This is a genomic window from Pseudomonas fluorescens, from assembly GCF_902497785.1.
Classification (GTDB): domain Bacteria; phylum Pseudomonadota; class Gammaproteobacteria; order Pseudomonadales; family Pseudomonadaceae; genus Aquipseudomonas; species Aquipseudomonas fluorescens_BO.
On sequence record NZ_CABVHK010000008.1, the window covers coordinates 175,061 to 195,097 of the forward strand.

At 60.6% G+C, this 20,037-nt stretch carries 18 protein-coding genes and 1 pseudogene; 8 read left to right on the forward strand and 11 right to left on the reverse strand.

Translation table 11 applies throughout. The features are described 5' to 3' along the window. Positions 1–3: 3 nt before the first annotated feature. Positions 4–2,058, reverse strand: coding sequence for a glycine--tRNA ligase subunit beta (gene glyS, locus F8N62_RS14095; protein WP_150711482.1), 2,055 nt, complete (start codon positions 2,056–2,058; stop codon positions 4–6). After that, a complete protein-coding gene (glyQ, locus tag F8N62_RS14100; protein ID WP_008155694.1) occupies positions 2,055–3,008 on the reverse strand; it encodes a glycine--tRNA ligase subunit alpha in 954 nt (317 codons plus the stop codon). Before glyQ ends, glyS begins: the two co-directional genes overlap by 4 nt. An 81-nt stretch (positions 3,009–3,089) precedes the next feature. Between glyQ and tag the strand changes: the two genes are divergently transcribed. The 3 genes from tag to F8N62_RS14120 all read left to right on the forward strand — a co-directional run bounded on the left by tag (position 3,090) and on the right by F8N62_RS14120 (position 4,975). Further along, entirely contained in the window at positions 3,090–3,647 is a 558-nt protein-coding gene (gene tag, locus F8N62_RS14105; RefSeq protein ID WP_150711483.1) for a DNA-3-methyladenine glycosylase I, read from the forward strand. Positions 3,648–3,687: 40 nt separating this feature from the next. Then, the gene (locus F8N62_RS14110; protein WP_150711484.1) at positions 3,688–4,575 is read left to right on the forward strand and encodes a lysophospholipid acyltransferase; all 888 of its coding nucleotides are present in this window, start codon (positions 3,688–3,690) and stop codon (positions 4,573–4,575) included. Between the two features lie 160 nt (positions 4,576–4,735). Continuing rightward, positions 4,736–4,975, forward strand: coding sequence for a PilZ domain-containing protein (locus F8N62_RS14120; RefSeq protein ID WP_150711486.1), 240 nt, complete (start codon positions 4,736–4,738; stop codon positions 4,973–4,975). On the opposite strand, the gene F8N62_RS14125 is transcribed toward F8N62_RS14120, so the two are convergent. From F8N62_RS14125 to def, 5 genes are all read right to left on the reverse strand, one after another. Further along, complete coding sequence (locus F8N62_RS14125; protein ID WP_150711487.1) at positions 4,976–5,290, reverse strand: tetratricopeptide repeat protein; 315 nt, start codon at positions 5,288–5,290, stop codon at positions 4,976–4,978. It abuts the gene before it with no gap. Positions 5,291–5,469: 179 nt separating this feature from the next. Next, a complete protein-coding gene (gene trkA, locus F8N62_RS14130) occupies positions 5,470–6,843 on the reverse strand; it encodes a Trk system potassium transporter TrkA (RefSeq protein ID WP_150711488.1) in 1,374 nt (457 codons plus the stop codon). A gap of 22 nt (positions 6,844–6,865) precedes the next feature. Next, entirely contained in the window at positions 6,866–8,176 is a 1,311-nt protein-coding gene (rsmB, locus tag F8N62_RS14135; RefSeq protein ID WP_150711489.1) for a 16S rRNA (cytosine(967)-C(5))-methyltransferase RsmB, read from the reverse strand. Then, on the reverse strand, positions 8,173–9,132 hold the full coding sequence (fmt, locus tag F8N62_RS14140) for a methionyl-tRNA formyltransferase (protein ID WP_150711490.1): 960 nt from the start codon (positions 9,130–9,132) through the stop codon (positions 8,173–8,175). The genes rsmB and fmt overlap by 4 nt, the downstream gene beginning before the upstream one ends. Positions 9,133–9,189: 57 nt before the next feature. Beyond that, positions 9,190–9,696: a peptide deformylase gene (def, locus tag F8N62_RS14145; protein ID WP_150711491.1), complete on the reverse strand. Its 507-nt coding sequence runs from the start codon at positions 9,694–9,696 to the stop codon at positions 9,190–9,192. Between the two features lie 169 nt (positions 9,697–9,865). Between def and F8N62_RS14150 the strand changes: the two genes are divergently transcribed. The 3 genes from F8N62_RS14150 to F8N62_RS14160 all read left to right on the forward strand — a co-directional run bounded on the left by F8N62_RS14150 (position 9,866) and on the right by F8N62_RS14160 (position 12,683). Further along, the gene (locus F8N62_RS14150; protein WP_150711492.1) at positions 9,866–10,891 is read left to right on the forward strand and encodes a LysM peptidoglycan-binding domain-containing protein; all 1,026 of its coding nucleotides are present in this window, start codon (positions 9,866–9,868) and stop codon (positions 10,889–10,891) included. A 79-nt stretch (positions 10,892–10,970) separates the two neighbouring features. Continuing rightward, positions 10,971–12,071: a DNA-processing protein DprA gene (gene dprA / locus F8N62_RS14155; protein WP_150711493.1), complete on the forward strand. Its 1,101-nt coding sequence runs from the start codon at positions 10,971–10,973 to the stop codon at positions 12,069–12,071. Between the two features lie 54 nt (positions 12,072–12,125). After that, positions 12,126–12,683: an L-threonylcarbamoyladenylate synthase gene (locus F8N62_RS14160; protein ID WP_150711494.1), complete on the forward strand. Its 558-nt coding sequence runs from the start codon at positions 12,126–12,128 to the stop codon at positions 12,681–12,683. 105 nt (positions 12,684–12,788) lie between these two features. On the opposite strand, the gene F8N62_RS14165 is transcribed toward F8N62_RS14160, so the two are convergent. Next, entirely contained in the window at positions 12,789–13,766 is a 978-nt protein-coding gene (locus F8N62_RS14165) for an NADPH:quinone reductase (protein WP_150711495.1), read from the reverse strand. 179 nt (positions 13,767–13,945) lie between these two features. On the opposite strand from F8N62_RS14165, the gene hemF reads away from it, so the two are divergent. Further along, entirely contained in the window at positions 13,946–14,860 is a 915-nt protein-coding gene (gene hemF, locus F8N62_RS14170; RefSeq protein ID WP_150711496.1) for an oxygen-dependent coproporphyrinogen oxidase, read from the forward strand. Positions 14,861–14,873: 13 nt separating this feature from the next. Continuing rightward, a complete protein-coding gene (aroE, locus tag F8N62_RS14175) occupies positions 14,874–15,695 on the forward strand; it encodes a shikimate dehydrogenase (protein ID WP_150711497.1) in 822 nt (273 codons plus the stop codon). A gap of 82 nt (positions 15,696–15,777) precedes the next feature. Here the strand turns inward: aroE and F8N62_RS14180 are convergent, their stop codons facing one another. The 3 genes and pseudogenes from F8N62_RS14180 to betC form a co-directional block, all read right to left on the reverse strand. Continuing rightward, on the reverse strand, positions 15,778–17,346 hold the full coding sequence (locus F8N62_RS14180; protein ID WP_150711498.1) for a SulP family inorganic anion transporter: 1,569 nt from the start codon (positions 17,344–17,346) through the stop codon (positions 15,778–15,780). A gap of 170 nt (positions 17,347–17,516) precedes the next feature. Beyond that, positions 17,517–18,437 (reverse strand): annotated as a pseudogene (gene choX, locus F8N62_RS14185) (choline ABC transporter substrate-binding protein). 16 nt (positions 18,438–18,453) lie between these two features. Beyond that, positions 18,454–19,968, reverse strand: a complete 1,515-nt coding sequence (betC, locus tag F8N62_RS14190) for a choline-sulfatase (protein WP_150711499.1) — start codon at positions 19,966–19,968, stop codon at positions 18,454–18,456. Positions 19,969–20,037 lie beyond the last annotated feature (69 nt).

Here is a 20,037-nt window from a genome sequence, read left to right on the forward strand (position 1 = left end):
GTCTTACCCCAGCAGCGAAATGTCGGCGACACCGAGGAACAAGCCACGCAAACGCGCCAGCAGCGCATAACGGTTGGCACGTACCTTGGCATCCTCGGCGTTGACCATCACGGCTTCGAAGAACGCATCCACCGGCTCGCGCAAGGCAGCCAGGCGCGCCAGCGATTCGCTGTACTGACGCGCAGCAGCCATCGGCTGAACGGCTTGGTCAGCCTGCTGAATCGCCGAATACAGCGAGAACTCGTTGGCGTTGTCGAAGTATTTGGCTTCAACCACAGAAGGAACGGAGCCTTCGACCTTGCTCAGCAAGTTCGAAACGCGCTTGTTCACCGCTGCCAAGGCAGCTGCTTGCGGCAATTTGCGGAATTCTTCCACGGCTTGAACACGCTGATCGAAGTCCAATGCCGACCCCGGTTTCAGCGCACGCACCGACAAGTAAGTCCCGACGTCCACGCCTTCGTCTTCGTAACGGGCACGCAGACGGTCGAAGATGAACTCCAGCACCGAGTCGTTAAGGCCGGCAGCCTTGACCTTGGTACCGAATGCATTTACGGCAAACGCCACCGCATCGTTCAGGTCGAGGTCGAGCTTCTTGTCGATCAGGATGCGCAACACGCCCAGCGCTGCGCGGCGCAGGGCGTACGGGTCTTTGCTGCCGGTCGGCAACATGCCGATGCCGAAAATTCCCACCAGCGTGTCGAGTTTGTCGGCGATGGCCACGGCCGCACCGGTCAGGGTAGTCGGCAGCTCGGCACCTGCGCCACGCGGCATGTACTGCTCGTTCAGCGCCAGTGCGACTTCTTCCGGCTCGCCGTCGTTGAGGGCGTAGTAGTAACCGGCGACGCCTTGCATCTCCGGGAACTCACCGACCATCTCGGTCGACAGGTCGCACTTGGACAGCAGGCCGGCACGGGACGCCCATGCCGCGTTGCCGCCAATGCGTTGCGCGATGAACGCGGCGAGCCTGGAAACACGCTCGGCCTTGTCGTAGACGCTGCCGAGTTTTTCCTGGAACACCACGTTCTGCAGACGCAGATTGAAGTCTTCGAGCTTCTGCTTCTTGTCTTGCTTGAAGAAGAACTCGGCGTCGGTCAGGCGTGGGCGAACCACTTTCTCGTTACCGGCGATGATCTGCTGCGGATCTTTGCTTTCGATGTTAGCCACGGTAATGAAACGCGGCAGCAACTTGCCGTCGGCATCCAGCAGGCAGAAGTACTTCTGGTTGTCCTGCATGGTGGTGATCAGCGCTTCTTGCGGCACGTCGAGGAAGCGTTCCTCGAACGAGCACACCAGCGGCACCGGCCATTCAACCAGCGCGGTCACTTCGTCGAGCAAGGCTGGCGGAACAATCGCCGTGCCTTCCTGCAGCGTTGCCAGTTCTTCGGTGCGCTTGCTGATGATTGCGCGACGCTCGTTGGCGTCGGCCAGCACGTAGGCGGCACGCAGGTCGCTCAGGTAATTCGCCGGTGAGGTGATGCGCACGCTTTCCGGATGATGGAAGCGGTGACCACGGGAATCACGGCCGGACTTCTGCGCCAGGATCGTGCAATCGATGACCTGGTCACCGAGCAGCATCACCAGCCACTGGGTCGGGCGAACGAATTCTTCCTTGCGCGCACCCCAGCGCATGCGCTTCGGGATCGGCAGGTCGTTCAGGGAATCTTCGACGATGGTCGGCAGCAGGCTCGCGGTAGGCTTGCCGGCGATGCTTTGGCTGTAGCGCAGTTTCGGGCCGCTCTGATCGATTTCGCTCAGATCAACGCCGCACTTCTTGGCAAAGCCCAATGCCGCTTGAGTCGGATTGCCCTCAGCATCGAAGGCGGCCTGGCGTGGCGGGCCGTCGAGGTTGATGCTGCGGTCCGGCTGCTGGGTGGACAGCGCGGTGATCAGCACAGCCAAACGACGTGGCGCGGCGTACACGGTTTTGCTTTCGTAATTCAGGCCGGCGGCTAGCAGGCCTTTGTCGATACCGGCCAGAAATGCGTCGGCCAAGGTGTTCAGGGCTTTGGGTGGCAGTTCTTCGGTGCCCAGTTCAACCAGGAAATCTTGAGCACTCATTGTGCAGCCTCCAGCTTGGCCAGTACTTCATCACGCAGGTCCGGGGTCGCCATCGGGAAGCCCAGTTTGGCGCGAGCCAGCAGGTAGGCTTGCGCAACGGAACGCGCCAGGGTGCGCACGCGCAGAATGTATTGCTGACGCGCAGTCACCGAGATCGCCCGGCGCGCATCCAGCAGGTTGAAGGTGTGAGAGGCCTTCAACACCATTTCGTAGCTCGGCAATGGCAGCGGCTGGTCGAGTTCGATCAGGCGCTTGGCTTCGCTTTCGTAGAAGTCGAACAACTCGAACAGCTTCTCGACGTTGGCGTGTTCGAAGTTGTAAGTGGACTGCTCCACTTCGTTCTGGTGGAACACGTCGCCGTAGGTCACTTTGCCCATCGGACCGTCAGCCCAGACCAGGTCGTAGACCGAGTCCACACCTTGCAGGTACATGGCCAGACGCTCGAGGCCGTAAGTGATCTCGCCGGTCACCGGGTAGCACTCGATGCCGCCCGCTTGCTGGAAGTAGGTGAACTGCGTCACTTCCATGCCGTTCAGCCAGACTTCCCAGCCCAGACCCCAGGCGCCCAGTGTCGGCGATTCCCAGTTGTCTTCGACGAAGCGGATGTCGTGGACCAGCGGGTCCAGGCCGACATGCTTGAGGGAGCCCAGGTACAGCTCCTGGAAGTTGTCCGGGTTCGGCTTCAACACCACCTGGAACTGGTAGTAGTGCTGCAGACGGTTCGGGTTTTCACCGTAGCGGCCGTCAGTCGGGCGACGACTGGGCTGCACATAAGCGGCGTTCCAGGTTTCCGGGCCGATGGCGCGCAGAAACGTGGCAGTGTGGAAAGTCCCGGCGCCTACTTCCATATCGTAGGGCTGAAGTACCACGCAACCTTGCTCGGCCCAGTATTGCTGGAGGGCGAGGATCAAGTCTTGGAAGGTACGCACGGCTGGCGTAGGCTGGCTCACGAAATTCACCTGTTTCTTGGGCTGCGATTTAAAGAGCGGGAGTATACCCGATTCATTACTGCGCACGCCCCCTGGAGCCTTATGCCACGCTGCTTTTGGTGTTCCGAAGATCCGCTGTACGTGGCTTATCACGACCAGGAGTGGGGCACGCCGCTGCGCGATGCGCAGGGTTTGTTCGAGTTGCTTTTGCTCGAAGGGTTCCAGGCAGGCCTCTCCTGGATCACGGTGCTGCGAAAACGTGAGCGTTATCGCCAGGTGCTGTTCGGCTTCGATGTCCAGCGCGTGGCGCAGATGAGTGACGCCGAAATCGATGAATTGATGCTTGATCCGGGGATCATCCGCAACCGCCTCAAACTCAATGCGGCCCGGCGCAATGCCCAGGCCTGGCTGGCGCTTGAAGACCCAGTGACGTTTCTGTGGTCGTTCGTCGGTGGCGTGCAGAAGATCAATCACTTCAAGGATCGCACCGAAGTGCCGGCCGTCACGCCGACCGCCGTGGAGATGAGCAAAGGCCTGAAAAAGGCCGGGTTCACCTTTGTCGGCCCGACCATCTGCTACGCGCTGATGCAGGCCTCGGGGATGGTCATGGACCACACCCGGGATTGCGATCGCTACGCGACCTTGGCCAACGGCGGTTAGAATAGCCGCCTCGCGCACAGCACAAGATCAGGAGTGACCTGTGGATAAGTTTAAAGGCGCCTTGCTGGTAGGCGCTCTGCGGCTGTTTGCCCTGCTTCCTTGGCGGGCAGTTCAGGCGGTGGGCTCGGCGATTGGCTGGGTGATGTGGAAAACCCCCAACCGTTCCCGCGACGTGGTCCGGATCAACCTCGCCAAGTGCTTCCCGGAGATGGACCCGGCGGAGCGCGAGCGCCTGGTTGGCCAGAGCTTGAAGGACATCGGCAAGTCCCTGACCGAAAGCGCCTGCGCCTGGATCTGGCCGGCGCAGCGTTCTATCGATCTGGTGCGTGAAGTCGAAGGGCTCGATGTTTTGAAGGAGGCGTTGGCCTCCGGCAAAGGCGTCGTCGGCATCACCAGCCACCTGGGCAACTGGGAAGTGTTGAATCACTTCTATTGCAGCCAGTGCAAACCGATCATTTTCTACCGTCCGCCCAAGCTCAAGGCTGTGGATGACTTGTTGCGCAAGCAGCGGGTGCAATTGGGCAACAAGGTTGCTGCGTCCACCAAGGAAGGCATCCTCAGCGTGATCAAGGAAGTGCGCAAAGGTGGTGCAGTAGGCATTCCCGCCGACCCGGAACCGTCCGAATCCGCCGGGATCTTCGTGCCGTTTTTCGCCACTCAGGCGTTGACCAGTAAATTTGTGCCGAACATGCTCGCAGGCGGCAAAGCGGTCGGGGTGTTCCTGCATGCCCTGCGGCTGCCAGACGGCTCGGGCTACAAAGTGATTCTCGAAGCTGCGCCGGAGGCCATGTACAGCACCGATACCGAGACGTCGTGCGCGGCCATGAGTAAAGTGGTCGAGCGCTATGTACGCGCCTATCCGAGCCAATACATGTGGAGCATGAAGCGCTTCAAGAAAAGGCCACCGGGTGAAGAACGCTGGTATTGAACGAATTGGCACGCTCTGTGGATAACTGTAGGAGCGAGCTTGCTCGCGATGAATTCAAGAGCGCCGCGTTTAGCCAGTAAACACGCGTTTTCGTTAAAGACCATCGCGAGCAAGCTCGCTCCTACAGTTATCCACAACGGTTCAAAAAAGGGCGCAGAAGATGTCCGAACACCGACAATCGTTTCGCATCAAGATCAGTCATGAAAGCTTCGGCGAATGCCTGGGCCAGACGCGCAATCTTTCGAACAAAGGCGTCTACGTCAAGCATCCGAGCCTGGTTGCGTTGCCCAAGGGCGCCGTGGTCTACGGCCAGGTCCAGGACTTACCCACAGGCGCGCCGCGGGTTTGCATGGAAGTGGTGCTGGTGGACGCCGATGGCATTGGCCTGCGTTATCTTTGATCAGAGTGCTTGACGGTCCAGCTTCTTCAAAAACACCGTCATCTCTTTCTCTGCCTGCTTGTCACCGTGGGAATGTGCGGCTTCCACACCCCGCTCCCATGCCTGACGAGCGGCAGCATAATCCGTCAGCGCCAGATGAGCCTTGCCCAGCAGCTTCCACGCCGCTGAATACTTCGGATCGAATTCGACACAGCGCTGGAAATGCTCGGCGGCCTTGGTGTTATCCCCAAGGTCCAGATAGCCTTTGCCCAAGCCGAAGCGCAGCAAAGAGTTATCCACACCCTTGGCGAGCATTTTTTCCAGTGACTCGATCATCGCGTGAATTCCTTCCAGAGGCTTGTCAGCTAGAAATGTGGGTCTTCAAGAAAGTAATCGCGAGCAAGCTCGCTCCCACATTGTTGGTTCAGTGGACACAGAATTTGTGTAGGACAGAAATCCATTGTGGGAGCGAGCTTGCTCGCGATGAGGCCAGATAAGCCGCCGCAAATTCTGGATCAGAAGAAACTCAGGCCCACATGGAACAACTTCTCAACGTCCCGAATATGCTTTTTATCCACAAGGAACAGAATCACATGGTCCCCCGCCTCGATCACGGTCGTGTCATGGGCAATGATGACTTCCTCGTCCCGAATGATCGCGCCAATCGTCGTCCCCGGCGGCAGACCAATATTCTGGATGGCCTTGCCAATCACCTTGCTCGACTTCTCATCTCCGTGGGCAATCGCCTCAATGGCCTCCGCCGCACCACGGCGCAATGAATGCACGCTAACGATATCGCCGCGCCGCACGTGGGCCAGCAAGGTGCCGATGGTCGCCAATTGCGGGCTGATGGCGATGTCGATATCGCCGCCCTGAATCAAATCCACGTAAGCCGGATTGTTGATGATCGTCATCACCTTCTTCGCGCCCAGGCGCTTGGCCAGCAGCGACGACATGATGTTGGCTTCGTCGTCGTTGGTCAGGGCGAGGAAGATGTCAGCGTCGGCGATGTTTTCTTCCATCAGCAAATCACGGTCGGAGGCACTGCCCTGCAGGACCACGGTGCTGTCGAGGGTGTCTGAGAGATGGCGGCAACGGGCCGGGTTCATCTCGATGATCTTCACCTGATAGCGACTTTCGATGGCCTCGGCCAGCCGCTCTCCAATCTGCCCGCCACCGGCGATGACAATGCGTTTGTAGCTTTCATCGAGACGACGCATCTCGCTCATGACTGCACGAATATTCGCTTTGGCGGCGATGAAAAACACTTCGTCGTCCGCCTCGATCACCGTATCGCCCTGCGGCAGGATCGGTCGATCACGGCGGAAAATTGCCGCGACCCGGGTTTCGACATTCGGCATGTGTTCGCGCAACTGACGCAGTTGCTGACCGACCAGCGGGCCACCGTAGTAAGCCTTCACCGCGACCAGTTGCGCTTTGCCTTCGGCGAAATCGATCACCTGCAACGCGCCCGGATGCTGGATCAGGCGCTTGATGTAATTAGTGACCACTTGTTCCGGGCTGATCAGCACGTCCACCGGAATCGATTCGTTATCGAACAGCTCGGAACGTGTGAGGTACGCCGCTTCGCGCACGCGGGCGATCTTGGTCGGTGTGTGAAACAGCGTGTGGGCGACCTGGCAGGCCACCATGTTGGTCTCGTCGCTGTTGGTCACTGCCACCAACATGTCGGCGTCATCCGCGCCGGCCTGACGCAGCACTGTCGGCAGCGAGCCGCGGCCCTGTACGGTGCGGATGTCGAGCCGGTCGCCGAGGTCGCGCAGGCGCTCGCCGTCGGTGTCGACCACGGTGATATCGTTGGCCTCGCTGGCCAAGTGTTCCGCCAGCGAACCGCCGACCTGCCCTGCGCCGAGGATGATGATTTTCATCCAGTCACTCCCTTAAAACCGGTTAACCGCGCGCGGCGGCAATCTTGATCAGCTTGGCGTAGTAGAACCCGTCGTGGCCACCTTCCTGCGCCAGCAACTGGCGACCATGCGGTTGCTTGATGCCGGCTGCGGTGGCGAGGTCCAGTTCACGGGCGCCCGGCGTGCGGGCGAGGAAGGCTTCGATGACTTCGGTGTTTTCCGTCGGCAGCGTTGAGCACGTGGCGTACAGCAGAATGCCACCCACTTCCAGCGTTATCCACAGGGCGTCGAGCAGTTCGCCTTGCAGCACGGCCAGCGCGGCGATGTCGTCCGGTTGACGGGTCAGCTTGATGTCCGGATGACGACGGATCACGCCGGTGGCCGAGCACGGCGCGTCGAGCAGGATGCGCTGGAACGGCTTGCCGTCCCACCAGGTCGCGGTGTCGCGGCCGTCGGCGGCGATCAGTTCGGCGCTGAGGCCCAGGCGCGCGAGGTTTTCCCGCACGCGCACCAGGCGCTTGGCTTCGAGGTCGACGGCTACGACGCCAGCCAGTGCAGGTTCGGCTTCGAGAATGTGGCAGGTCTTGCCGCCCGGTGCGCAGCAGGCGTCGAGCACCCGTTGGCCCGGCGCGAGGTCAAGCAGATCGGCGGCCAGCTGCGCGGCTTCGTCCTGCACGCTGATCCAGCCTTCTGCGAAGCCCGGCAGGCTGCGCACGTCGGCAGCGGCCTCGAGAATGATGCCGTCCCGGCTGAAAACACACGGCGTGGCGGCGATGCCGGCATCGGTCAGCAACCCGAGGTAGGCATCGCGGCTGTGATGCCGACGGTTAACCCGCAGAATCATCGGCGGATGCGCATTGTTCGCCGTGCAGATGGCTTCCCACTGCTCGGGCCAGAACGCCTTGAGGGATTTTTGCAGCCAGCGCGGATGCGCGGTGCGCACCACCGGGTCGTGTTCCAGTTCGGCCAGCAGCGCTTCGCTTTCACGCTGGGCGCGGCGCAACACAGCGTTGAGCAAGGCCTTGGCCCACGGTTTTTTCAGCTTGTCGGCGCAACCGACGGTTTCGCCAATAGCGGCGTGGGCCGGAACGCGGGTATAGAGCAGTTGATAGAGGCCGACCAGCAACAGCGCTTCGACATCGGCATCCGCCGCCTTGAATGGCTTTTGCAGCAACTTGGCCGCCAGCGCCGACAAGCGCGGTTGCCAGCGAGCCGTGCCGAACGCCAGGTCCTGAGTGAAACCGCGATCGCGGTCTTCGACCTTGTCCATTTGCGTCGGCAGCGAACTGTTGAGTGAGGCTTTTCCGTTTAGAACGGCAGCAAGCGCCTTGGCGGCGGCCAGACGAGGATTCATTGCGCGTCCGCCGTATGACCGAGAACGCTGCCGACGGCAAATTTCTCACGACGACTGTTGAATAAATCGCTGAAGTTCAGCGCCTTGCCGCCGGGTAATTGCAGACGGGTCAGACACAGCGCTTGCTCACCGCAGGCGACGATCAGGCCCTCTTTGCTGGCGCCGAGGATTTCACCCGGTGCGCCCTTGCCGTCAGCGACGCTCGCGCCCAGCACTTTCAGCGCTTCGCCATTGAGCGTGCTGTGGGTGATCGGCCATGGGTTGAAGGCGCGAACCAGTCGTTCCAGCTCTACGGCCGGGCGATTCCAGTCGATGCGCGCCTCGTCCTTGTTCAATTTGTGCGCGTAGGTGGCGAGGCTGTCGTCCTGCACTTCGCCTTCCAGCATGCCGGCGGCGAGGCCCGCGATGGCCTGGATCACCGCCGGTGGGCCGATTTTCGCCAAACGGTCGTGGAGGCTGCCGCCGGTGTCTTCAGCGCTGATCGGCGTGGTGGCTTTGAGCAGCATCGGGCCGGTGTCGAGGCCCAGTTCCATGCGCATCACGGTCACGCCGCTTTCGCTGTCGCCCGCTTCGACGGCACGCTGGATCGGCGCCGCACCGCGCCAGCGCGGCAGTAAGGACGCATGGCTGTTGATGCAGCCCAGGCGCGGAATATCCAGCACCACTTGCGGCAGGATCAGGCCATAGGCGACCACCACCAGCATATCCGGCTTCAGCGCGGCCAGTTCAGCCTGAGCGTCTTCGTTGCGCAAGGTCGGCGGTTGCAGCACCGGGATGCTGTTCTCCAAGGCCAACTGCTTGACCGGGCTCGGCATCAACTTTTGCCCGCGGCCTGCCGGACGGTCCGGTTGGGTGTAGACCGCGACGATCTCATAAGGGCTGTCGAGCAGCGCCTTGAGGTGTTCGGCGGCGAATTCCGGGGTGCCGGCAAAGACAATGCGCAGTGGCTCAGTCATGGGAGCAATCTCTGAAAAGAAAAAGGCTTGCCGCAGCAAGCCTTTGAAAGGAGGGCATCAAGCGTTCTGGCGATGGAGCTTTTCCAGTTTCTTCTTGATTCGGTCGCGTTTGAGATTGGACAGGTAGTCGACGAACAATTTGCCGTTCAGGTGGTCGCATTCGTGCTGGATGCACACGGCGAGCAGACCTTCGGCGATCAGTTCGTAGGGCTGGCCGTCGCGGTCCAGGGCCTTGACCTTGACCCGCTGCGGGCGATCGACGTTTTCGTAGAAGCCCGGCACCGAGAGGCAGCCTTCCTGATATTGCTCCATCTCGTCGGTCAGGGATTCGAACTCGGGGTTGATGAACACCCGCGGTTCGCTGCGGTCTTCGGAGAGGTCCATCACGACGATACGTTTGTGCACGTTGACCTGGGTCGCGGCGAGGCCGATGCCTGGCGCTTCATACATTGTTTCAAACATATCATCGACCAACTGACGCACTTCGTCGTCCACTCCGGCCACAGGTTTGGCGATAGTGCGCAGGCGCGAGTCGGGAAATTCGAGGATGTCTAAAATGGCCATGGCTTATTTGCTGCACGTGTGAGGTAAAGTCGGGTCGATGGCCTGGCGGGTCCGAAGATGCCGGCTACCGTTGTGAAACGTAGCTCCCTGCTTTTCAGGAGTGAGCCTGGAGCGAGCCACGAAGGCTCTGGCGTTTCACGCGAACGCACATAATAAAGGGATTCACCGCATGAGGAAATCACTACTCGCCCTGCTCCTTCTGGCTTCGGCCGGTTTTGCGCACGGGCAAGTGCAACTCAGGGAAGGTTTTCCACAGCAATACACGGTTGTCGCGGGTGACACGCTCTGGGACATCTCGGGAAAATTCCTCCGTGAACCGTGGAAATGGCCAGAGCTGTGGCAGGTCAATCCGCAGATCCAGAACCCCAATCTCATCTACCCCGGCGACGTGCTGTCGCTGGTCTATGTCGACGGCCAGCCGCGTCTGACCCTCAATCGCGGCGCTTCACGGGGCACCATCAAGCTCTCGCCACGGGTGCGCAGTTCGCCAGTGGCCGACGCCATCCCGAGCATCCCGCTGCAAGCGATCAACAGTTTTCTGCTGAGCAACCGCATTGTCGACAAGGTCGAGGAGTTCGACACGGCGCCTTACATTGTCGCAGGCAACGCCGAACGGGTGCTCAGCGGCACCGGCGACCGTATTTTTGTCCGTGGCCATTTCGATCAGAACCAGCCGGTCTACGGCATCTTCCGTCAGGGCAAGGTCTACACCGACCCCGAGAGCAAAGAGTTTCTGGGGATCAACGCTGACGACATTGGCGGTGGCGAAATTATCGCCACCGAAGGTGATGTCGCCACCCTTGCTTTGCAACGCACGACTCAGGAAGTGCGTCTTGGTGATCGCCTGTTCAGCGGCGAAGAGCGGTCGATCAACTCGACCTTCATGCCCAGCGCACCGAAAACCCCGATAAACGGCTTGATCATCGATGTGCCGCGCGGTGTCACCCAAATTGGCACGCTGGATGTCGTGACGCTGAACAAGGGCCGGCGTGATGGTCTGGCCGAAGGCAATGTGCTGGTGGTGATGAAAACCGGCGAAACCGTGCGTGACCGGATCACCGGCGAGCGATTGAAAATCCCGGATGAACGCTCCGGTTTGCTGATGGTGTTTCGCACCTACGACAAGCTCAGTTACGGGCTGGTGCTCAACGCATCGCGCTCCTTGGCGGTGATGGACAAGGTGCGAAATCCTTAGGCTGCTTCACAAGTTACCAACAGAGTTATCCACAGCTTATTCCCGTTTGAACGGGGCTCATAACGATCAAGGATGATCCATGTCGCTGTCTGCCGTCACACCGGTTTCCCCTGCGGAACTGGAAGCTCGTTTACGTCTGCATCGTTTGCCGGATCTCGGTCCCGCGCGTTTCAGGAAGTTGCTGGAGGCCTTCGGTTCAGCGTCCAAAGCCATCGGTGCGCCAGCCAGCGCCTGGCGTTCGCTGGGGTTGCCACTGGCGTGTGCGGAGGCTCGGCGTAGCCCTGAAGTGCGCGATGGCGCGAGCCATGCATTGGCCTGGATCGAGCGTCCGGGCCAGCATTTACTGATGTGGGACCAGCCTGACTACCCGGCATTGCTGGCGGAAATCAGCGATCCACCGCCGTTGCTATTCGTGGCGGGTGATCCGGGCATTCTGGAAAAACCGCAGCTGGCGATGGTCGGCAGTCGTCGTGCCTCCCGGCCCGGGATGGACACCGCCGCCGCTTTTTCGCGGAGTCTGGCGAGCGCCGGTTTTGTCATCACCAGCGGCCTGGCGCTGGGGATTGACGCCGCCGCGCATCAGGCCGCTTTGGACGTGGGCGGGCAAACGGTCGGTGTACTTGGCACGGGACTTGAAAAGTTTTATCCACAGCGCAATCGAAGGCTGGCAGACGCCATGATCGCGTCGGGAAGCGCGGTGCTTTCCGAGTTCCCGCTGGACGCCCCCCCGACCGCCAGTAACTTCCCGCGCCGCAACCGCATCATCAGCGGTTTGTCCCTTGGCGTGCTGGTGGTCGAAGCCAGTGTTGCCAGCGGTTCTCTGATCACGGCGAGGCTGGCGGCGGAGCAAGGTCGCGAGGTGTATGCGATACCGGGATCTATTCATCATCCGGGCGCCAAGGGCTGCCATCAGTTAATTCGTGATGGCGCGATGCTGGTGGAAACCATTGAACATATCCTTGAAGCCTTGCGTGGCTGGCAACAATTGCCCTTGGCCATGGAGGCGCCGACGGTCACTCATCCGTTGCTCGTGCTGCTGCATGCGGCGCCACACACCAGTGAAGCGTTGGCCGTCACCAGTGGCTGGGCCCTGCCCAAAGTGCTGGCGGCCTTGACGGAGCTGGAGATGGACGGGCGAGCAGTGTGCGAAAGCGGGCGCTGGTTTGCGCGGGTGAGCTAGGTTTTACAGGGAAGATCGGTAAACTGCGCAGAGCCTAATTCCGGAGAGTTTTTCATGGTCAACAGTTGGCGTGTGCAACAAGCCGCGCAAGCCGTTCGCGCAGGGGCGGTGATTGCCTATCCGACCGAAGCGGTCTGGGGCCTGGGTTGCGACCCGTGGGACGAAGAAGCGGTGGAACGTCTGCTGATGCTCAAGGGCCGGTCGGTGGGAAAGGGTCTGATTCTGGTTGCCGACAACATTCGCCAGTTCGACTTCCTCTTCGAAGATTTCCCTGAACTGTGGATGGATCGCATGGCCAGCACCTGGCCGGGGCCGAATACCTGGCTGGTTCCGCATCAGAACCTGTTGCCGCAGTGGATCACCGGAGTGCATGAAACGGTGGCGTTGCGTGTCAGCGATCACCCGTTGGTGCGGGATTTGTGCGCGGTGGTCGGGCCATTAGTGTCGACCTCGGCTAATCCGCAGGGGCGGCCCGCGGCGCGCACCCGGATTCGCGTGGAGCAGTATTTCCGTGGGCAGGTGGATTTTATCCTGGGTGGCAATCTGGGCGGGCGCAAGAACCCGAGCGTGATTCGGGATGTGGCGACCGGGCATGTGATCCGCCCGGATTAGGACCGCGGTGCTGCCATTCGCGAGCAGGCTCGCTCCCACATTGGACCGTGTTCCACTGACGAAACACGGTTAAAGGTGGGAGCGAGCCTGCTCGCGAAGGGGGCCTCAAGGCAACAAAACAGTCGAGCCCGTGGTCCGCCGCGCCGACAGCTCCGTCTGCGCCTTGGCCGCATCTGCCAGCGCATACTTCTGGCTGATCTCCACCTTCAGCTTCCCGCTGATAATCATCTCGAACAATTCATCCGCCATCCGTTGCAGGTTTTCGGCGTTATTGGCGTAAGTCGCCAGCGTAGGCCGGGTCACGTACAACGAGCCTTTCGCCGACAGAATCCCCAGATTCACACCGTCCACCGCGCCCGACGCATTGCCGAAACTCACCACCAGGCCACGCGGGGCAACGCTGTCCAGCGACGTCAGCCAGGTGTCCTTGCCGACACCGTCGTACACCACCGGGACCTTTTTCCCGTCAGTCAATTCCAGTACCCGCTGTGCAACGTTTTCATGGCTGTAGTCAATGGTCGCCCAGGCACCGTTGGCCTTGGCCAGCGCGGCTTTCTCCGGCGAGCTGACCGTGCCGATCAACTTCACGCCCAATGCCTTGGCCCATTGGCAGGCCAGAGAACCGACACCCCCGGCGGCGGCGTGGAACAGGATGGTTTCGCCACCCTTGAGTTCATAGGTCTGACGCAGCAGGTATTGCACGGTCAAGCCCTTGAGCATCACCCCGGCAGCCTGTTCGAAGCTGATCGCGTCCGGCAGATGAACCAGATTGGCCTCGGGCAATACGTGGACTTCGCTATAGGCACCCAGCGGCCCGCTGCCATAAGCCACGCGGTCACCGACCTTGAACCGGCTGACTTCACTGCCCACTGCCTCGACAACGCCCGCACCTTCGGCGCCCAAGCCAGACGGCAAGGCCGGCGGCGCATACAGGCCGCTGCGGAAATAGGTGTCGATGAAGTTCAGGCCGATGGCCTTGTTGCTCACGCGGACCTGCTGCGGGCCGGGCTCGGCGGGTTGGTAATCGACATACTCAAGCACTTCGGGGCCGCCATGGGCGCGGAACTGGATACGCTTTGCCATCTGCCTACTCCTTGGTCTTGGCTACTGAAGGTGTAGCGCGAAGCCCCCTATCCAACTCCCAAGCATGATCTTCGTCAACTGCGGCGAGCCTGTCTGCGATGTTATGCTACGCGCCCATTTGCGCCGGCCCCCCGCTCCCATGGCGCGCCGCGTAGTTTTGCCCGATTCAAGGTGATGACATGACGACCCGCACCGAGGCCGTAAAAGCCTACCTGCTCGACCTGCAAGACCGCATTTGCGCCGCTCTGGAAGCCGAAGACGGCGGCACGCACTTCGTCGAAGACGCCTGGACCCGGCCTGCCGGCGGTGGCGGTCGCACCCGGGTGATCGAGAACGGTACGGTCATCGAAAAGGGCGGCGTCAACTTTTCCCACGTGTTTGGCAGCGGTCTCCCACCGTCCGCCAGCGCCCATCGACCAGAATTGGCCGGTCGTGGCTTTGAAGCACTTGGCGTGTCGCTGGTGATTCATCCGCACAACCCGCATGTGCCGACTTCCCACGCCAACGTGCGCTTTTTCATCGCCGAAAAAGAAGGCGAAGAACCGGTCTGGTGGTTTGGCGGCGGCTTCGACCTGACTCCGTATTACGGTAATGAAGAAGACTGCGTGCATTGGCACCGTGTTGCCGAGCAGGCCTGCGCGCCGTTCGGGCCGGACGTTTACTCGCGTTACAAAGCCTGGTGCGACAGCTACTTCCACATCAAGCATCGCCACGAACCGCGCGGCATCGGCGGGCTGTTCTTCGATGACTTGAACGAGTGGGACTTCGACACCAGTTTCGCCTTCATGCGCGCCATCGGTGATGCGTACATCGACGCTTATCTGCCCATCCTGCAACGCCGGAAAAATGATCTGTTTACCGCCAAACAGCGTGAATTCCAGGAGTTCCGCCGGGGCCGTTACGTCGAATTCAACCTGGTTTACGACCGCGGCACGCTGTTCGGCCTGCAATCGGGCGGGCGCACCGAATCGATCCTCATGTCGTTACCTCCGCAAGTCCGCTGGAGCTATGACTGGAAAGCCGAGCCCGGTAGCGAGGAAGCGCGCCTGACCGAGTACTTCCTGCAAGATCGCGATTGGTTGGCCGAGGCCTGAACGAGGAATCCTGATGGACCTTTACGTCGTATTCGGTAACCCGATAAGTCACAGCAAGTCGCCGCTGATCCATCGTTTGTTTGCCGAGCAGACCGCTCAGCAACTGGACTACAGCACTTCGCTGGCACCGCTCGACGACTTTTCCGACTTCGCCCGAGCGTTTTTCCTTGAGGGACGCGGAGCGAATGTGACGGTGCCGTTCAAGGAGGAGGCGTTCCGGCTGGCGAACAGTCTCACCGCGCGCGCCCAGCGCGCCGGCGCGGTGAACACCTTGAGTAAACTCGCCGATGGCAGTTTGCTGGGCGATAACACCGACGGCGCCGGGCTGGTGCGCGACCTGACGGTCAATGCCGGTTTCAGCCTCACGGGCAAACGCATCCTGCTGCTCGGTGCCGGCGGCGCGGTGCGCGGTGCGCTCGAACCGCTGCTGGCCGAGCGGCCAGCTTCGGTGATCATCGCCAACCGAACGGTGGAAAAAGCCGAATTGCTGGCGGAATTGTTCGCCGATCTGGGGCCGGTGTCGGCCAGTGGTTTCGATTGGTTGCAGGAGCCGGTGGACCTGATCATCAACGCAACGTCGGCGAGTTTGTCCGGTGATGTACCGCCCATTGCCAGCAGCCTGATCGAACCGGGCAAGACCCTTTGCTACGACATGATGTATGGCAAGGAGCCGACGTCATTCTGCCGCTGGGCAAGCGAGCATGGCGCGGCAGTGTCGATGGATGGTTTGGGCATGCTCGCTGAACAGGCGGCAGAGGCATTTTTCCTGTGGCGCGGTGTGCGCCCGGACACCGCGCCGGTATTGGCCGAACTGCGCCGCCAACTGGCCCTTTGAAAATCAAAAGATCGCAGCCTGCGGCAGCTCCTACAGTGTGCAGGCCTTTCTCCCGTAGGAGCTGCCGCAGGCTGCGATCTTTTCAATCCTCAAACCGGATCGGGCATTTCTCCGCGCCTTCGAGCTTCCTCAACTCCTCCACCACTGGCGGCCGCGCGCCGCGCAAGGTCAGGCTGCGATCCTGCTTGCGTAGCCGTCGCGCTTCCTGGTGCAGCATTTCCACGCCGGAATAGTCGATGAAGTTGATGTGCTGCGCCTCGATCACCACGCGCGCGCCGTGCATGCGTTGCAGGCGCACTTGCAGGTAGTGGCTGGCGCCGAAGAAGATCGAACCGCCCACCCGCAGAATGTCTTCGTCACCCTCGCGCCAATGCTGAATGCGCGGTTGTGAAGTGCGCTTGAGGTAAAAGAACAACGAAGCCAGCACCCCGGCATAAATGGCCGTCTGCAATTCGAGCAACAGCGTTGCGACACAGGTCAGCGCCATCACCACGAACTCGGCGCGGCTGACCCGTAACAACGCCCGAATCCCGCGATGATCCACCAGGCCCCAGGCGATCAACAGAATGCTGCCGGCCATGGCCGGGATCGGAATGTGTGCGATCAGCGCCGCGCCGAAAATCGCAAACAGCGCCACCCACAACGCCGAGAACACCCCGGCCAGCGGCGAGCAGGCCCCCGCCTCGTAGCTCAGGCCCGAACGGGTGAAGGAACCCGCTGACAGCGATCCAGAAAAAAATGCACCGACAATGTTTGATAAGCCCTGGGCGCGAACTTCCTGATTGGCATCGAGCAACTGCTGCGAGCGAGCGGACAAGGAACGGGCAATCGACAGGCTCGTCACCAACCCGAGCATCCCCACCGCCACCGCGCTGGGCAGCAAGCGCAAAATCATATCCAGATCCAGTGGCAACGGGCTCCAGGGCGGCAAGCGCCCGACAAATGCGCTGACCAGCTTCACGTGCCCGAACATCGAAGGCCACAGCCAGACCAGCAGCCCGGCGAGGATCAGGGTGATTAGCAGCGTCGGCCAGCGAGGCAGCAACAACTTCAACACCAGGCCAACGACGACTGTCGCAAGACCCAGGATCAGCGAAGCTTTATCCACATCGCCGAGATGCCGCAACAGCATCAAAAAACTGTCCAGTGCCGTGGCCTGACTGGGTAAATCCATCCCAAGAAGGTTGGGCATTTGCCCGATGGCAATCACCACGGCGGCGCCGAGGGTGAAACCCAGCACCACCGAATGCGAGACGAAATTCACCAGCGCACCGAAACGCAGCAAACCCAGCAGCCACTGGAAAATCCCGGCCAGCAATGTCAGCAGCAGGATCAGCGTGATGTAGTCCTGCGACGCAGGAACGGCCAGAGGACTGACGCTGGCGAACAGGACAATGGAGATCGCCGCTGTAGGACCACAGATCAGATGCCACGACGAACCCCAGAGACAGGCGATCAACACCGGAATGATCGCCGCGTACAAACCGTATTCCGGTGGGAGACCGGCGATCAGCGCGTAGGCAATGGACTGCGGCAGCGCAAGAATGGCGCCGCTGAGGCCAACGATCAGGTCGCGACCGACGCTGGCGCGGGTCTGCCGGGGCAACCAGGCGAGGAAGGGGAAGAGTGAATGGCGGCTGGGAAAGGCCATGAGTCCTCTGGTTCAGGGTTTTACACAGACTATCAGGACGAACACCTTGTAGGAGCCGGCTTGCTGGCGATAGCGGCGCATCAGTCAACAGTGACGGCGCCTGATCCACCGCTATCGCCAGCAAGCCGGCTCCTACAGATGGCCATCCAGGCCCTTTCACACACACGGTGTCAGAGCTTGGCTTTCACGGCCGCTAACGCATCTTTCCCGTCCACGGTCTTCACGCCATCCAGCCATTTATCCAGCACTGCCGGATTGGCCTTGATCCACGCCTTGGCCGCCTCCGCGTTGCTGACCTTCTTGTTCACCACCTCGGCCATGATGCTGTTTTCCATTTCCTGCGTGAAACTCAGGTTGGTCAACAGCTTGCCCACATTCGGGCAGGCTTCGGCTTAACCCTTGCGGGTCAGGGTATGCACACTGCCGGTGTCGCCAAAGTATTTCTCGCCGCCCTTCAGGTAATGCATTTTCAGCTGCACGTTCATCGGGTGCGGGGTCCAGCCGAGGAAGGTGACGAATTTCTGTTTTTTCACCGCGCGAGACACTTCGGCCAACATCGCCTGCTCGCTGGACTCGACCAGTTTCCACTGACCCATGTCGAAGTCGTTCTTCTTGATGATCTCTTGCAGCGAAATATTCGCCGGGGCGCCAGAGCCGATGCCATAAATCTTCTTGTCGAACTTGTCGGCATATTTGTTCAAGTCGGCAAAGTTATGCACACCCGCATCCCAGACGTAATCCGGAACGGCCAGGGTGAATTCGGTGCCGTCGAGGTTCTTCGCCAGTTGCGTGACGTCGCCGGTGGCGACGAATTTGTCATAGAAACCTTGTTGCGCCGGCATCCAGTTCCCCAGGAACACATCCACCTGGCCATCCTTCAACCCACCAAACGTGATCGGCACCGCCAAGGTGTCGACTTTGGCCTTGTAGCCCATGCCTTCCAGCAGAAACCCGGTGATGGCGTTGGTCGCGGCGATGTCGCTCCAGCCCGGGTCGGCCATTTTCACCGTCGCGCAGCTCTGATCGGCGAACGCCGACGCACTGCCCAGAGCCAGCAGCCCGACCGTCAGTGCTGTGGATAACTTTTGCATGGACTTCCCCTTAACATTATTGGTTTTGGCAGGGTTGTGGATAACGTGCTTTGCGCTCCAGGTCGTCGAGGTCGATGTGGTTGCGCATGTACTGCTGACTGGCGTCCACCAGCGGCTGGTGATCCCAGCTCTTCAACTTGCCGATGGTCAGCGCGTCTGCGACGAAACGCCGACGACGCTGGCTTGCGAGCACCTGTTGGTGAATCGCCGGGATGTTCCATTTGGCCCGGGCTTCGGCGAGGAATTCTTCGAACAGTGGCCGGTGTTGCGCCGACTGGCTGAGTTCTTCCTGCTCGCGCGGGTCATTGCGTACGTCGAAGAGTAGGCAAGGGTCGTCTTCGCTGTAGATGAATTTGTAAGCGCCGCGACGAATCATCATCAACGGGCTGATGGTGCCTTCGGCCATGTACTCGCCGAACACTTCGTCGTGCCCGCCCTGCCCTTGCAGGTGCGAGACCAGCGAGCGGCCGTCCAGCGGCAGGCCCGGTTCCAGTGAGCCACCGGCCAACTCCACGAAAGTCGGGAGCAGATCGGCCGTCGACACGGCTGCGTTGACCCGGCCTGCACCGAATTGCCCCGGTGAACTGATCAGCATCGGTACGCGCGCTGCCATTTCAAACCAGTGCATTTTGTACCAGAGCCCGCGTTCGCCGAGCATGTCGCCGTGGTCTCCGGAGAAGACGATGATGGTGTCGTCTATCAGCCCGGTTTCTTCGAGCGTTTGCAGGAGTTTGCCGACGTTACTATCGATATAGCTGCAAGCTCCAAAATACGCGCGGCGTGCATCGCGAATTTTATCCACAGGCAAAGGTTTGTCCCACAGGTCGTACACCTTGAGCAAACGCTGGGAATGCGGATCGAGCGAGCCCTGGTCCGGGGTGTCGGGCAACGGTATGTCGGCGTCGTCGTACATGTCCCAGAATGCCTTGGGAATGGTGTACGGGTCGTGCGGGTGAGTCATCGAAACGGTCAGGCAAAACGGCTGTTCGCCGTCCTCGCGAATGTGATCGAACAGATACTGCTGGGCCTTGAACACCACCTCTTCATCGAAATCCAGTTGATTGGTGCGCACGCACAGCCCGGCTTGCAGCACCGACGACATGTTGTGAAACCAGGTCGGGCGAACGTCCGGCTCATCCCAATTGACCGACCAGCCGTAATCGGCCGGGTAAATGTCACTGGTCAGGCGTTCTTCGTAGCCGTGGAGTTGGTCGGGGCCGCAAAAGTGCATCTTGCCGGACAGCGCGGTGCGATAGCCAAGGCGACGCAAGTAGTGGGCGTAGGTCGGCACATCGGCAGGGAAATCGGCCGCGTTGTCGTAGGCGCCGATCTTGCTCGGCAACTGACCGCTGACCAAGGTAAAACGCGACGGCGCGCACAGTGGGCTGTTGCAATAAGCGGCGTCGAACACCACGCCTTCGGCGGCGAGGCGGCTGAGATTGGGTAATTTGATTGGCGAAGGACCGTAGAACGGCAACATTGGCGCGGCCATCTGATCGGCCATGATGAAAAGAATATTCTTGCGCTTCATGTGATCGCGGCATTCCATAGTGAATATTTATGCGAGAGTGCTGCGATCGAGCATGGAGTCCATGCTAAT

Bases quoted from the DNA above. Each gene is read 5' to 3' on its own strand.
- rsmB (WP_150711489.1), bottom strand. From the start codon at position 8,176: ATGAATCCTCGTCTGGCCGCCGCCAAGGCGCTTGCTGCCGTTCTAAAC.
- trkA (WP_150711488.1), bottom strand. From the start codon at position 6,843: ATGAAAATCATCATCCTCGGCGCAGGGCAGGTCGGCGGTTCGCTGGCG.
- hemF (WP_150711496.1), top strand. From the start codon at position 13,946: ATGACGACCCGCACCGAGGCCGTAAAAGCCTACCTGCTCGACCTGCAA.
- tag (WP_150711483.1), top strand. From the start codon at position 3,090: ATGCCACGCTGCTTTTGGTGTTCCGAAGATCCGCTGTACGTGGCTTAT.
- dprA (WP_150711493.1), top strand. From the start codon at position 10,971: ATGTCGCTGTCTGCCGTCACACCGGTTTCCCCTGCGGAACTGGAAGCT.
- F8N62_RS14165 (WP_150711495.1), bottom strand. From the start codon at position 13,766: ATGGCAAAGCGTATCCAGTTCCGCGCCCATGGCGGCCCCGAAGTGCTT.
- betC (WP_150711499.1), bottom strand. From the start codon at position 19,968: ATGAAGCGCAAGAATATTCTTTTCATCATGGCCGATCAGATGGCCGCG.
- F8N62_RS14180 (WP_150711498.1), bottom strand. From the start codon at position 17,346: ATGGCCTTTCCCAGCCGCCATTCACTCTTCCCCTTCCTCGCCTGGTTG.
- F8N62_RS14125 (WP_150711487.1), bottom strand. From the start codon at position 5,290: ATGATCGAGTCACTGGAAAAAATGCTCGCCAAGGGTGTGGATAACTCT.
- glyS (WP_150711482.1), bottom strand. From the start codon at position 2,058: ATGAGTGCTCAAGATTTCCTGGTTGAACTGGGCACCGAAGAACTGCCA.
- F8N62_RS14150 (WP_150711492.1), top strand. From the start codon at position 9,866: ATGAGGAAATCACTACTCGCCCTGCTCCTTCTGGCTTCGGCCGGTTTT.
- fmt (WP_150711490.1), bottom strand. From the start codon at position 9,132: ATGACTGAGCCACTGCGCATTGTCTTTGCCGGCACCCCGGAATTCGCC.
- def (WP_150711491.1), bottom strand. From the start codon at position 9,696: ATGGCCATTTTAGACATCCTCGAATTTCCCGACTCGCGCCTGCGCACT.
- aroE (WP_150711497.1), top strand. From the start codon at position 14,874: ATGGACCTTTACGTCGTATTCGGTAACCCGATAAGTCACAGCAAGTCG.
- F8N62_RS14160 (WP_150711494.1), top strand. From the start codon at position 12,126: ATGGTCAACAGTTGGCGTGTGCAACAAGCCGCGCAAGCCGTTCGCGCA.
- F8N62_RS14120 (WP_150711486.1), top strand. From the start codon at position 4,736: ATGTCCGAACACCGACAATCGTTTCGCATCAAGATCAGTCATGAAAGC.